This is a genomic window from Paenibacillus melissococcoides, from assembly GCA_944800085.1.
In the GTDB taxonomy this organism is placed as follows: domain Bacteria; phylum Bacillota; class Bacilli; order Paenibacillales; family Paenibacillaceae; genus Paenibacillus_B; species Paenibacillus_B melissococcoides.
Genome location: CALYLO010000009.1, coordinates 205,628 through 218,543, shown reverse-complemented (window position 1 = coordinate 218,543; position 12,916 = coordinate 205,628). Strand labels below are relative to the sequence as shown.

14 protein-coding genes are annotated in these 12,916 nt (G+C 52.9%); 4 read left to right on the top strand and 10 right to left on the bottom strand.

Translation table 11 applies throughout. The features are described from left to right. Positions 1 to 241: 241 nt before the first annotated feature. Positions 242 to 1,177, bottom strand: a complete 936-nt coding sequence (locus OCY70_RS27330) for a sugar-binding transcriptional regulator (RefSeq protein ID WP_213427734.1) — start codon at positions 1,175 to 1,177, stop codon at positions 242 to 244. A gap of 193 nt (positions 1,178 to 1,370) precedes the next feature. Here OCY70_RS27330 and OCY70_RS27325 point away from each other — a divergent pair, with 193 nt between their 5' ends. Further along, entirely contained in the window at positions 1,371 to 1,499 is a 129-nt protein-coding gene (locus OCY70_RS27325) for a hypothetical protein (protein WP_261945228.1), read from the top strand. A 59-nt stretch (positions 1,500 to 1,558) separates the two neighbouring features. Beyond that, positions 1,559 to 2,287 (top strand): 3-ketoacyl-ACP reductase, encoded by a 729-nt coding sequence (locus OCY70_RS27320; RefSeq protein WP_213427711.1) that lies wholly within the window; start codon positions 1,559 to 1,561, stop codon positions 2,285 to 2,287. Between the two features lie 596 nt (positions 2,288 to 2,883). Here the strand turns inward: OCY70_RS27320 and OCY70_RS27315 are convergent. Next, positions 2,884 to 3,933, bottom strand: coding sequence for a 2,3-butanediol dehydrogenase (locus OCY70_RS27315; RefSeq protein WP_213427712.1), 1,050 nt, complete (start codon positions 3,931 to 3,933; stop codon positions 2,884 to 2,886). Positions 3,934 to 4,177: 244 nt separating this feature from the next. On the opposite strand from OCY70_RS27315, the gene OCY70_RS27310 reads away from it, so the two are divergent. Next, on the top strand, positions 4,178 to 5,206 hold the full coding sequence (locus OCY70_RS27310) for a LacI family DNA-binding transcriptional regulator (protein ID WP_213427713.1): 1,029 nt from the start codon (positions 4,178 to 4,180) through the stop codon (positions 5,204 to 5,206). Positions 5,207 to 5,263: 57 nt separating this feature from the next. On the opposite strand, the gene OCY70_RS27305 is transcribed toward OCY70_RS27310, so the two are convergent. The 4 genes from OCY70_RS27305 to OCY70_RS27290 form a co-directional block, all read right to left on the bottom strand. Next, a complete protein-coding gene (locus tag OCY70_RS27305; RefSeq protein WP_213427714.1) occupies positions 5,264 to 5,845 on the bottom strand; it encodes a PepSY domain-containing protein in 582 nt (193 codons plus the stop codon). Positions 5,846 to 5,957: 112 nt separating this feature from the next. Next, positions 5,958 to 6,521 (bottom strand): PepSY domain-containing protein, encoded by a 564-nt coding sequence (locus OCY70_RS27300; RefSeq protein WP_213427715.1) that lies wholly within the window; start codon positions 6,519 to 6,521, stop codon positions 5,958 to 5,960. A 107-nt stretch (positions 6,522 to 6,628) separates the two neighbouring features. Next, positions 6,629 to 8,017, bottom strand: a complete 1,389-nt coding sequence (locus OCY70_RS27295; RefSeq protein ID WP_213427716.1) for a sensor histidine kinase — start codon at positions 8,015 to 8,017, stop codon at positions 6,629 to 6,631. Beyond that, positions 8,014 to 8,712 carry a response regulator transcription factor gene (locus OCY70_RS27290; protein ID WP_213427717.1) on the bottom strand — a complete coding sequence of 233 codons (699 nt, stop codon included), beginning with the start codon at positions 8,710 to 8,712 and terminating at the stop codon, positions 8,014 to 8,016. The genes OCY70_RS27295 and OCY70_RS27290 overlap by 4 nt, the downstream gene beginning before the upstream one ends. Positions 8,713 to 8,975: 263 nt before the next feature. Between OCY70_RS27290 and OCY70_RS27285 the strand changes: the two genes are divergently transcribed. Next, entirely contained in the window at positions 8,976 to 10,253 is a 1,278-nt protein-coding gene (locus OCY70_RS27285) for a hypothetical protein (RefSeq protein WP_213427718.1), read from the top strand. Between the two features lie 238 nt (positions 10,254 to 10,491). Here OCY70_RS27285 and OCY70_RS27280 read toward each other — a convergent pair whose 3' ends face one another. The 4 genes from OCY70_RS27280 to OCY70_RS27265 all read right to left on the bottom strand — a co-directional run bounded on the left by OCY70_RS27280 (position 10,492) and on the right by OCY70_RS27265 (position 12,858). Further along, positions 10,492 to 10,935: a serine hydrolase gene (locus OCY70_RS27280; protein ID WP_213427719.1), complete on the bottom strand. Its 444-nt coding sequence runs from the start codon at positions 10,933 to 10,935 to the stop codon at positions 10,492 to 10,494. Between the two features lie 64 nt (positions 10,936 to 10,999). Further along, the gene (locus OCY70_RS27275; protein ID WP_213427720.1) at positions 11,000 to 11,506 is read right to left on the bottom strand and encodes a ferritin; all 507 of its coding nucleotides are present in this window, start codon (positions 11,504 to 11,506) and stop codon (positions 11,000 to 11,002) included. 172 nt (positions 11,507 to 11,678) lie between these two features. Further along, positions 11,679 to 12,146: a DUF4362 domain-containing protein gene (locus OCY70_RS27270; protein ID WP_261945227.1), complete on the bottom strand. Its 468-nt coding sequence runs from the start codon at positions 12,144 to 12,146 to the stop codon at positions 11,679 to 11,681. Between the two features lie 73 nt (positions 12,147 to 12,219). Next, the gene (locus tag OCY70_RS27265; protein WP_213427722.1) at positions 12,220 to 12,858 is read right to left on the bottom strand and encodes a SurA N-terminal domain-containing protein; all 639 of its coding nucleotides are present in this window, start codon (positions 12,856 to 12,858) and stop codon (positions 12,220 to 12,222) included. Positions 12,859 to 12,916 lie beyond the last annotated feature (58 nt).

Here is a 12,916-nt window from a genome sequence, read left to right as displayed (position 1 = left end):
TTGATCAAATTAGTCATCATACTAATAGATTAACCATATTGACTTCACAGGTATCATAACACGCGCCTGAACCGATGTAAACATTTGATAGAAATTATGTTCATAATTCGTGAACTTGCATGCCGGCATGCTGTATTTTGTCATATTTTGGACATAGGCATACAAAAAAGCCCCTCAGAAACAGGCGTAGAGGCTTGTCCTCCACTCTGTCCAAGGGGTATAGGTCTTGCCATATTATGCATTATTGCAGCAGCGCCTGCGCCGTGAATTGATCCGTTACGATAATATTGGCGTATTTGCCGACGAGCGCGGCCCGAATCGCTTCCACCTTATGCTGGCCACCGGCAATGAGAATCGATTTCTCCTTCTTCCGCAGATCCGGCAAATCGATTCCGACAGTCCGGTTGTTAATATCCTCGCTGCATATATTCCCGTCCTTGTCGAAGAAGCGCGAACAGATGTCGCCGACACCGGTGCGCTGCAGCAGCTTCTTCTCTTCCTTGCTCAAATATCCCAACTGGAACAGCAGGGCGTCATCATTCACGGTGCCCACGGTAAAGACGGCGATGTTCGCCTGCTTCCCCAATTGAATAATCCGGTGGATATGCCGATCCTCCTCCACTATCTGCTTCAGGGCAACGCTGTCGAAAATAACGGGCAGCGGCAAATATCGGGCAATCGTCTGGAACGCCGCCGCGAATAAATTAACCGTCTCCGCCGCATACGTGTTGACATGGGAGTAGCTGATGCCGCCTTTTAATTGAACAACCTCTACTCCCCGCACCTGCTTCTCCTGCAGCCGAAGCGCGACGGCATGCATCGTTCTCCCCCAGGTTACGCCGATAATATCCGTGTCCTGGACCGTCTCCACTAAATAGTCGGCCGCTTTTTGGCTAATATTTTTCTGAATTTCGTGGTATTCATTCACGGGGGAATAGCATACGAGCGCCGTATCCAGTTCGTACTTCTGCTTGACGCGCTCTCCCAATTCATCCAGATCCTCGAGCGGATCGACGATGTTGATGCGAACATAGCCCTGATCTTTGGCATATTGCAGCAGCCTCGATACCGTCGGGCGGGAGACGCCGAGCATGGATGCGATCTCGATTTGACTATAATCTGACATGTAGTACATTCTTGCGGCTTCGATGCTTAGCCGACGTTTATGCTGATCCATCATGACAACCCGCTTCTTGTGGTATTAGTCTCTTCATCCTGGCTTCTTGCCTGCAAAAATAAACGGTAGTGCAGATAGCAATATACTATCATACAAATTCGAACATTTATCCGCAGGAGCCGGAACCGGCCCTGGCCCCCTGCCGCTCCGTGTTATGCCGTGCCGTTGATAACCGTTAGTAAGATGCACTAGGATGAACGATGGATATGATCTTGGCCGCTGGTTCACCTATAATAAAGAGAGCAAGCTCTGTGAACCTGCTCATCCAAAGACGGCGGACCATACATACGCGGCGTTCCGCGGGATCTGCAGTTCGAAGTGATTTGGCATGTACCATGCGCGATCGGCGCAAGGAAGGAACCCAAAAAGGAGAGATGTACGATGAAACTGAACAATCTCGCGAATAAGACGGCCCTCATTACCGGGGCAGGAAAAGGAATCGGCAAAGCATTAGCCTTCGCGCTTGCCAAGGAAGGCGCGCATCTCGGGCTGATTGCCCGCACGCAGTCTGATCTGGAGGCGCTCAAGGCCGAGTTGGCCGGGCAATACGATGTCAAGGTGGCGATCGCCGCGGCCGATGTCGGCGTGCAAGCCGAAGTCGAACGGGCTGTCGCCTCCATTCAGGAGCAGCTCGGCGCGGTTGATATCGTCATCAACAACGCCGGCATCGCTTCCTTCGGCACGCTGGCCGACATGCCGGTGGAGGAATGGGAGCGCATCATTCAGGTGAACCTGATGGGCACCTATTATGTCACGCGCGCCGTGCTGCCGGGCCTCATTGCCCAGAACGAAGGCAGCATTATCAATATTTCTTCGACGGCAGGCGAGCGCGGCTTCGCGACCGGCTCCGCCTACAACGCGTCCAAGTTCGCCGTCATGGGCTTGACCGAGGCGTTGATGCAGGAGGTGCGCAAGCATAACATTCGCGTCACGGCGCTCACGCCAAGCACCGTCAATACCGAGCTGGCCGTGAACGCCGGGCTCAAGATCGGCGATGAGGACCGGATGATGCAGCCAGAGGATGTCGCCGAGCTCGCGCTCGCCGCCTTGAAGCTGCCGCAGCGCGTCTTCGTCAAGACCGCAGGCATCTGGACGACGAATCCGCAGTAGGCCTGTCGGCATCTAGGTTGTCCATCGATAAAGGGGCTGTCTCATAAGCAGTTTGGGCTGCTGCAGTGAGACACCCCTTCTTCCCACAGCTCGACGGGCCGAAAAGCTGTAAAAATACAGTTTTCCCTTACGGTGTTTACTCCGTTACAGGGATTTCTGCAAAACTGCATCAATTTCAGCCTTTGCAGCAGGCGGAAGGAAAAAATCGGCGGAAATGATGTACTTCTGCATTAATTTCATCAAATGTCGGTCAAAATAGCATAAATTGCTGCATTAATACAGGAATTGACTGCCCGCTCCATCTTCCACCGCTTTTCCCGCCCCCGACTTTTCGTCTTTCGTCTCTATATTCTCTGGTGTCCGTCTTGCCCCACATCCTTTTGCGCGGCCGTACGACCGACTGTCCAAAACGGGGTACTACCAACGCGACACTTGTTTGAAAGTAAAGGAAGAAGAAACGATCGGGAGGCATGCCATCAGCGCTTCGGCCGCCAGCCCGCTCCTGCATTGCAGCCGCGCTGCTTTTCGCCTGTATAGTTCAAGCTGACGATAAAAAAACCGAATCCCCGCTCGCGCAGAGATCCGGCCTGTATCTATTATTCCGCTTTGACCAAAATTTTGACCTGGTTCTTCTCGGCCAGGAGGGTGTCGAAGCCCTCGGTTACTACTTCGTCAAGCTTGATTCGCTTCGTCACGAGCTTGTCGGCAGGGAAATAACCTTTTTCCATCAAGCTGATGACGGCCGGGAAGACATCGCGGTAACCGATAATTCCCTTCATCGTCCGCTCCTTCATGACGATATCGTTCGGCATAACCGGAGCCTCGCGCTCGAAGATGCTCACAATCATCACTTCGCCGCCGAGACAGGTGGAATGAATCGCGTTCGTCAATACAGGGGGAACGCCAGTCACCTCATAAGCGACGTCTACGCCGCCATTGGTCCGTTCGTGTAGCTCTTTGACGACATCCACTTGGGATGGATCGATGCCGATGGCGCCCAATTCCTCGGCTTTTTTGCGGCGCTGCTCGGACAGCTCCACGGCATAGATTTCCGCCGCTCCGGATGCTTTCAACGCCTCAATGACGAGCAGTCCGATCGGTCCGGTTCCGAACACGGCGGCCCGATCGCCGACCTTCAGCTTGCTCTGGCGTACGGCATGCAGGGCCACCGCCGATGGCTCCACCAGCGCGCCTTGCTCATAGGACACGCTATCCGGAATCTTGTGCACCATATACTCTTCCGCCGCCACGTACTCGGAGAAGCCTCCGCCGCCTCCGGCGAGGCCAAGGAAGCCCATCGTGCTGCACAGATTGTATTTTCCTTGTCTGCAGGCTTCGCATTCGCCGCAAGCGTAGATCGGCTCGACGACGACGCGGTCCCCGGCTTTCACCTTGGCCACGCCTTCCCCGACTTCGACGACCTGCCCCGAGAATTCATGGCCCATAACGATAGGCGCTTTCTCTCCCGTAATGGGATGAGGAGCGCCTTCCGGAATGAAGATAGGTCCTGCTGTATATTCATGTAAGTCGCTGCCGCAAATGCCGCACCATTCGACTTTGATTTTCACTTTGCCTTTAAGAGCCTTCGGTTCCTCGATATTCTCCAGGCGCAAATCCTTCACGCCATGCCATCTCAAAGCTTTCACTGCGGTCATCTCCCTGGACGTGTAGATAATGAGTGGTTCGATAGATTGAATGAATGGAAAATGAATAATCATTCCGGAAACGTTTCCGATATTAAATATGTCACAATGTCACGCTAATGTCAAATCTGTTCTTTGTTTTTGTGAAATAATAATGAAGAATCGGGATTCTAATGGTATGATGTTCTTGATTTGTTCACATGATGAAGATGGAAGCAATTCCGGAAAAGGCAGGAGGGATGGAGGAATGGGCCGCACCAAAGTAACGATAGAGGATGTAGCCGCACGAGCAGGGGTCGGGATCGCTACCGTATCGCGAGCGATCAACGATGCGGAAGGGATCAGCGTGAAGACGAAGGCGAAGGTGATGGCCGCCGTCGAGGAGCTTGGATTCATTCCCAACACTTCTGCCCAAAGCTTGAAGGTGCGCCAGACGAAGCAGATCGCGCTCGCCGTGCCGGATATCCGGAATGCGTTCGTTCCGGAAATCGCCTATGCGGTCGAGCAGGCGGCCAAGCATTATGATTATCGCGTCGTTCAAATCAATACGCTGGGCAACGCGCGCGCGGAGCTGGAAATATTGAAGGAAGCCAAAAAGCTGCATGTCGATGGCCTGATTCTGCTGCCGCTCGCCTATCCGAAAACGCTGAAGGACTGGATCAACAAATCCGGACTTCCGATTGCGATCATGAACTATGGCAAAAAATTGGACGCGGATATCAAAGCCGATATCGTGAGCATGTCCGCTCAGGAGGGCCGGCTTGCGATGGAGCATCTCATCAGCATCGGCCGCACGCGAATCGCGTATGCGGGCGCGCCCAAGGACATTATCGAGGAACGGTTTTTCGCTTATGAGGACGCTTTGCATCAAGTCGATATCTCGCTCGTCTATTTCGGCGACGATTTCTCGCTGCAGACCGGGATGAAGGCCGCGGATTACTTCGCCGGACTGGCGAATATGCCGGACGCCGTGTATGCGGGCAACGACATGATCGCGATCGGGCTGCTCAACCGCTTCAAGGAGTTAGGCGTCCGCGTTCCTGAAGATGTCGCCGTCGTCGGGATCGACAATATCTTTTGGGGGAGGATTACGACGCCGAAGCTGAGCTCCGTCTCGATTATGGGCGCCGAAGCGGCAAGAGTGGCCGCGGAGCTGCTGCTGAACCGGATTAGCGAGCAGAAGCAGGGCGTGTACGAGCGGGTTCAATTCGAACCGCGCCTTATCGTGAGGGAGTCGAGCGTACCGATGACCCGGACCTCCAGGCCGTTGGATTGACGCAGATCCGGCCATAAAAAAAGAGGGGAGCCTGTCCCCTCTGCCGCCTAGGCCGCCTTAATCATTGTCCCACTCATCATCATCGTCGGCGTCATCTACATCTTTGTCCACAATTTTGCCCGTATACTTGTTAATTTTGTATTCGATATCGCGATTTCCGCTTCGAATCTCGATTTCGTAGACGTTTTTGTCGGAATCGGCCTCAATTACCTTGCCCGGCGTATCTTGAAGAGCGATGGCGATCGCTTGCTTCTTCGAAATGGTTGCTGTGCGTTCCTGTGCTTGGCTTTGGCGGCGCTCACGCTGACGCCCGACCGCGTCATCGTCGTCATCCCGTTCGACCTTGAGCACCTTGCCGGACACGGCATCCAATGTCACTTCATTGTCGTCACGGCCGTCTGCCGTCATGATTTCGACCTCAAATACCGTACGGCCGTTCTCTTTTTTCAACTCGACGCTTCGGATGTCGCCGTTGATTTCCCGAAGAGCAATCTCCTCGGCCTGCTTCGAAGTCAGGATTGGGCTCCCGTTCGTCAAGCTCTTAACGGAGCCGTTCGCCGTGCCTGCGGCCGCGGCCGCCCCTACGGCCCCCCCAAGCAATAATAAACCTGCCACGCTGGCGATAAATGTGCGTTTCATATCCTATTGCCTCCTTCATAAGGTGTTACCCTTACTATAGACAACGAAAATGAGGATACGGGGATAGAAAAATGAGAATTTGCTGAGAAGCAGCCGGCCTTCCCGATCGGCCTCAGTCATCCCAGGTGACCGACTTGACTTCTCCGGTGATCGCGTTGATCTGAACCGTTCCATCCTCGCCGTCTTCCCGATCGATTTCGACCAGGTAATAAGCGACGCCGCCCGACTGGATCAGGTCGATATCATCGACTTTACCGTCCACCGTCTTGAGCGCGATAGCGGCCGCTTCGTCCTCCGTAAGCCGTTTTTTGGGCTTCGGCTTCGCTTCCGGCTTTGATGACGCGGGCGGCTTCTGCTGATCCGGTTCCACAGCGGGCGGCTTCGTTTCCGGCTTCGTTTCCGGCTCCGGTGCCGCCTTTGTCCTGGTCATCCCGCCGATTTTCCCTTTATCCTTGTCAATACTGACTTCATACGTTCCCGTATCCAGCTCCATTGTCACCCGGTAGCCGTGCGGAAGCTCGCTGACTTCCACCACTTCGCCCTTGTACATCTCCTTCACTTTGCTGGCCGCTTCGGCCGCGGACAAAGGCTCGGCAAAAGTAATCAAGCGAACAAGCTGCCAGACCACAATGGCGAAGAACGCAATGACGACTGCGCCTAGCCATGCTTTTTTCATGTTTGCGCCTCCCTATTTCCAGACTCCCTCACCTGCTTTGCTACAGTATACATGAGCAACATGAGAAATCGCTGAGCTTGACCTTGCGGCACTCGTTATGGGCGACTTCAAAAAGGCCGGCTCTCAGCACCGGGAAGACTGCGTGAGGGGGCCTCCTTAAAGGTGATTCGAACCTTGGTGCCATGGCCTTCAATACTCTCGATGCGAATATCGGCTTCCAGCGCGTCGGCAATCTCCTTGGCAAGCGCCAGACCCAGGCCGAAGCCGCCCTTTGCTCTTGTTCTGGCCTTATCGACCCGGTAGAACCGGTCGAAAATTTTGTCCAATGACTCCGCCGGGATGCCGATGCCCCTGTCGCTAACCTCGACCACCGCCGTCCGGCCTTCTTTTTTGATGCACACCCCAATCGCTTCCTCGCTATATTTGCGCGCATTATCCATCACGATGTAAAACAATTGTTTGCATTTTTGAACGTCGGTCTCGATGATTACGTCCGCTTCCCGCTGGAGGGTGATGTCCCGGTGGTACGCCTTCTCAAAAGCGCGGACCCAGTCTTCAACCATGTAACCCAGATCGATGGGCTCCATCGTGACCTTCCACATCTCATCATGCTTCGCCAGCAGCAGCAATTGCTGGGTCAGATCCTTCATCCGAATGGCTTCCGAATGAATCGCCTCGACCGACTCGTCGAACAGCTCGGGCTGCTCCCTCCCCCTTCTTTTCAACAGGGATGCATAGGATTCGATAATCGTCAGCGGCGTCTTCAGCTCATGGGATGCATTGGAAATGAACTGGCCCTGCTTCTCGTAGTTCACCTCAAGCAGATCCATCATATGATTGAACGTATCGCCCATCTGGTAGAGCTCGTCCTTGGACTTCTTCGGCAGCGGAATCCGCTTGAACTGCCCGCTTCGCTGAATATCGCGCATCGTCGCGATCATCGATGAGATCGGCCGGGTGATGAAGTTGCTCAGCAGCTTGGACGAGATCAGGACGGGAAGAATAGCAAGCCCCGACACCAGAATGAGGACCACCCGCAAAATATTGAGCATATCGGCGGTTGGCTTCAGGCTTTCCGTCACTTGCAGATTGGCTACCTCGCCGCCATGCCATACGATCGGAAGCGACACAAAAACATGCGGAATGCCCTGGTAGGTCACAATGTTGCGCTCTTCCTGCCGATAATAGGCAACGGGAAGATCGCGAAGCTTCTTCAGCTCCGGCGGCGCAGCCGCCGCGCCCCGGCTTCCGTCCGCATTGACGATCTGGAGAATGCCGCGGAGCGGCGCATAGGCCCGCAGCAGGTCGTCGGGCGGAATCGAGGTGCCGGCCTGATTGATTCCCGCCAGCGCCTGCTGCGCTTCGGCGGCCACTCTGTCCGCTTCGCTGTCCAATATCATGCTGCTGAAAATATAGTAAATGGCCGCGTTGACAATCAGGATGAGCGCGATGAACAATACCGAGGTGTAAAGATTGATTTTATTTTTAAGCTTCATCTCGAATCCCTCAGCACATACCCTACTCCGCGCACGGTATGAATCAGCGGCGTATCATAGGGCTTGTCGACCTTATGGCGAAGATAGCGAATATAGACATCCACAATATTCGTATCCCCGTAATAGTCGTATCCCCACACTCCATCCAATAGCTGCTCCCTGCTCAGCACCTGCCGGGCATGCTTCATCAGATACGCGAGCAGGTCGAACTCGCGGGGCGTCAGTTCAATGCGGTCCTCCCCGCGCTTCACTTCATGCGTCAGCTCGCTCAAGCTCAGATCGGCGACCGTGATCCACTCGGGCTGGATCTCGGCGGCCGGGGGCAGCTTTCTCATTCGCAGCGAGGCGCGAATGCGGGCCAGCAGCTCTTCCAACTGAAACGGCTTCGTCACATAGTCATTGGCCCCGAGATCAAGGCCCGATACTTTATCCTCCACGGAGTCCTTCGCGGTCAGCATCACGACCATCGTATGCGGATCCTGGGCTCGGATGCGGCGCAGCAGCTCGATTCCGCTAATGCCGGGCAGCATCACATCCAGCAATATCAGGTCCCAGGACTGCTCCTGGAACAACCTGAACCCATCCAGGCCGTCCAGCGCCTTGCCGACCTCATACCCTTCATACGTCAGCTCCAGCTCCAGCACGCGGGCAATTTTTTCTTCATCTTCGACGATCAATATTTTGGGCTTGTCCATAATCGGCCTCGCTCTCCTCCGCGAATGGATTTTTTAATTTATACACAGCTTATATACGATAAAGTCTCCAACTTCAAAATAACTCTTCCCATACTTCAGAATTTAGTATAAACCGTGCCCTGTATTCCGTCTAACGTGAAGCCTTTATTTCCCGGAAAATAGGACCCCGTCATAACAAACAGGCTCCCCGTCTGCCTCTGCTTCATGTTCACCGGTTCGGAATGGTATGATGAAAGCATCAATGAATATCGGAGGACCCCGAAATGGATAAGCGAATCAAGGAATGGATTGATGCCGCGCAGCAGAAATTCGGACTGGATCATTATTACTTGCATTCCCATGAATTGTACCGCGAAGTCACGCCGCTGAACGAGACCGACTATTTTCTCAGCATGGAATGGTTCCCTTCCCATATCACGGAATGGAAAGAAAATGGCAACCCGGAGGGGACTGCGGTCATTACGGTTAATTTGCATAACGGCCAATATAAAAGCGTCATTTTCGTGGGCGGGAAGTCATTTGCTGCGGGGACGCCGTTCCAACATGCAGGCCGGAATGACGTCATCCGGTGGATTGAGGCGGAAGCCGGGATCGTGTATGGTCGGCAGTTCCGCCTGGACAAGGAACAGGATGGAGAATATCACTTTACCGAATGCATCGATGGCGTGCCCCTCTCACCCGGCGGGCGGGCCGAGCTTCGCTTCGATGGGGAGGGCAAGCTCACCTTTTACAGCGTGTACGGAACATACCCGAACCGTTCCCTTCTGGAAGAGTCGGACGATTCGCTTACGCTTAAGCTGGAAGCGGTCGAGCCGCTGGCGAAGAAGCAGTTGAAGCTGCTGGAGCTTCCCTTGCTGGAGGAGCGGCGGATCATTCCGGTGTACGGTCTGGAGGAAATCTATATTGCCAATGATGGGTTAACCGCCATCCCGTTTGACATCCACAGGAATACGGGAATGAGCGTAAATATCGATAAGCCAATGACTTGGGAGCAGCCGGCTGCGGAAGCGGAACCTACTGATAGAATCGAGCTGGATCTTCACGAGACCGTTACGCTGGAACAAGCGGAAGCCCGTAAGCCGCATCCCGATTCCTTTCCGATTACGGAGGCGGAACAAGCGAAGTGCATTGGCGCCATCGAAGCCGCATTGCGCCATCTCTATCCGCAGGATTCTGGACAGTGGGCGCTCAAGAGCTTGCACCGGGACAGGGGATACATTCAAGCCGTATTGAGACTGAGCACGCCAAGCAACCGTGTGTTCCAGCGGAAGCTGCTCCTGTTCATCGATCCTCATCGCTACAAAGTCATCAACTACATGGACAACGCGCCGCTGCTCTCCATGTTCGATGAGTTCCAACGCGAAGAAAAGGTTGCCGTCAGCCATGAGGAGGCTTATGACAAGCTCAAGGGACGGCTTGAATTAACGCCGGTCTATGTGTATGATGCGGAGCGGAACAAGTATCTGCTCTGCGGCAAGCTGGATTGCCGCTACGGCGTGATGGCCGCGAGCGGGGATGTGGTGGAGTTGGATAGCTTGTAAGGGGAAATGAAAAACCTCCCTCGCATGCTGAGGGAGGCCTGCGTGTCTGGGGAGGGTCACTCCCCACCGATACCACAACAATCAATGTGCCCTTCCGATTTGTTCATGCACCTTTCGACGAACTTCCGAATTGGCAAGAACCCCTTTTAAAAAGGCATTCAGGTTCTCTTGAATGTTCGGGTAGTCCTGCTTCGCGATATTGTTTAAAAATAGGACTATTTCGGTACAGTTGTTCTCCTTATCCAAGACATACATGGCTGTGTTTAACATATAGCTTGTGGATCCGCCCTTGAAGCCTAAATGCTGGAACGATTCCTGGTTGCCAGGGCTTTGCATCGGCCCTTCCAGGAGGGTATCCAAATGCTTGTGAACTTGGGGAGAAAAGGTCGTGCGGCTGTTCATTTTGGATAGCAGAAGAGCATAATCCCCGGTTCGCCACTTCCTCCAGGGGTACGGCATCCTCCTTAATCAGCTTCTGGGCTTTGAGGATTTCCATCCACGCGGGCTGCGCCCCACCGTCTAAATTTGGCAGGTAGTATTTGTCTATTTGCGCCAGTTTGACGGATTCATTCGGGTCAATTTTCCCCTCTGCCGCTTGCTGCGCATATTCGATGGCCACCATGATTTTGACCATACTTGCCAAAGGCATTATTCTATCCATGAAGATGTTAGGAGCGGTCACGCCAAAAAAGCTGCTTTCCCATGAGCTTGCTCAGGGAAAGCAGCTTGTTGATTGCGGATGCAGCTTACGCTTCGTCCGGCGTAAAGGTGCGCTTGGCCAGCTCGGAATCGAGCATATAGAAGGCATTGCTGTCATTGTCAATGCGGCGCAGCTTCTGAATGATGCTGTCGAAGGTCGCTTCTTCCTCTACCTGCTCGTCAATGAACCACTTGAGGAAATTGATCGTGGCATGCTCCCGCTCATCCCACGCGATATCGGACAATTCATAGATGCGCTTGGTCACCGTCTGTTCATGCTCATAGGCATGCTCGAAGGCGTCCAGCAAGGAGCTGTACTCATTCTGCGGATGCTCCATGCCATTGACAATGGCCCGTTTGCCCAATGCATTGATGAAGTGGAAAATTTTCATCCCGTGATATTTCTCTTCCTCCGACTGCACGATGAAAAAGTTCGCGAACCCGTCAAAGCTCTCCGACGAACAGTAAGCCGCCATCGCCAGGTACACCTGGGAAGAATAAAATTCATAATTCATTTGATCGTTCAACTTCGCAAGCAGCTTGTCGCTTAACATCGGATCACTCCCCTAATAGCTTGTCTGGATGAGAAGCAAGCACTCCCGCCTGTACTAGCGCCACGCGCCACTCGGTGCAAGCCCGATGTGCCGGCTGTAACCTTCTTTAGCTTGTACAGCTTGCTTCCTACTATTCTCAGTATGTTGGAAAAAGTCGGAGATGTAAAGGGGATTATGGGCTGCGCTGAAGGTCGGGATGAATTTGGAGAATGAGCTTCTTCTTGCTCTCATCATCTTTCCGCCTAACCCGGTATTCAATGAAAGTCCCGTTATAATGCGCATTGAACCGTTCCTCGATCGATATCCGCTCGTAGGTTTCTTGCGTGCCGTTCACGGTGACTTGAATGGCATTTCCATCGAATGCGACATTCGTGTGGATGACATCGCCTTCTTTGGTGCTTGCTAGAACATTGATTTCGTCCTTTATTTTTTGCTTCACGTTCTCCACAAATTTATCTAACCGTTGCAGGTTACGTATTTCCCGATGGCTCCAGAAAACCTCATCTTGAGCTTCGGAATCGCTCGACGCTTGTGTTGTCTCACCAACGGTATCATGCTTTGAAGCGGTTCCCGTCCGACCGGGCAGATCATGATTCGATGCTGAATAGGAGCACCCGTTAAGAATGACGATGCCCGTCATGAGGGCACCCCATAATTTCCCCATTCACATCCAACCTCTCATCGTAAAAATACCCCGCGGTAAACGGGGATGATCAAGGGACATATTCAATTTTTGCATGTTCGACCAGGGAATGAACCCATTCATTAAAATGCTCTTTCCCTTTCTTCTGGACAAAGCTGTGCGCAAATTGACTGACTAAAGCGCGATTTTCTTCTTTATCATATTCGCTTTGTTCCTCAATCACCCCTTCGGCTACCATTTGCGCTTTCACAAGTTCAACATCTATCGGATTGTCTTTTACATAATCAGCCATAATTTTGTCTCTCGTCCCTTGGTACAGCATTCGCAGCTTTAATGCTTCCCTATAGTTGTCGATAGTTCCATATTGCTTGATGGCCAGATCATAGAACAAGTTATGATTCATGTTTTTTAATGCCTCGATTTTATGATCCAATTCGGCTTCATCCACCTTGATCCCCAGTTTTTCGGCTTCCTGAAGCACAAGCACCTCTTCAATCGCGCTTTTCACGACGTCTTCTTCGGAGACATGGACGAATTGCCCTTTATCTTCATAGCGCTGTAACACATTTTGAATATCCTCATGGGAAATGACCTCGCCATTCACCTGAATCAGCGAAAAGTCCGGCTTGCCCGAACAACTGGATAGGACAAAGCTGAACAGAAAAATCAAAAGACAAAGAACGATCTTTTTTCCCTTGATGGGCATCATCACACCCCCTTATGAGAAGAACTTCCTTCCCAATTCCAAGAATTGAGAAGGAAGAACC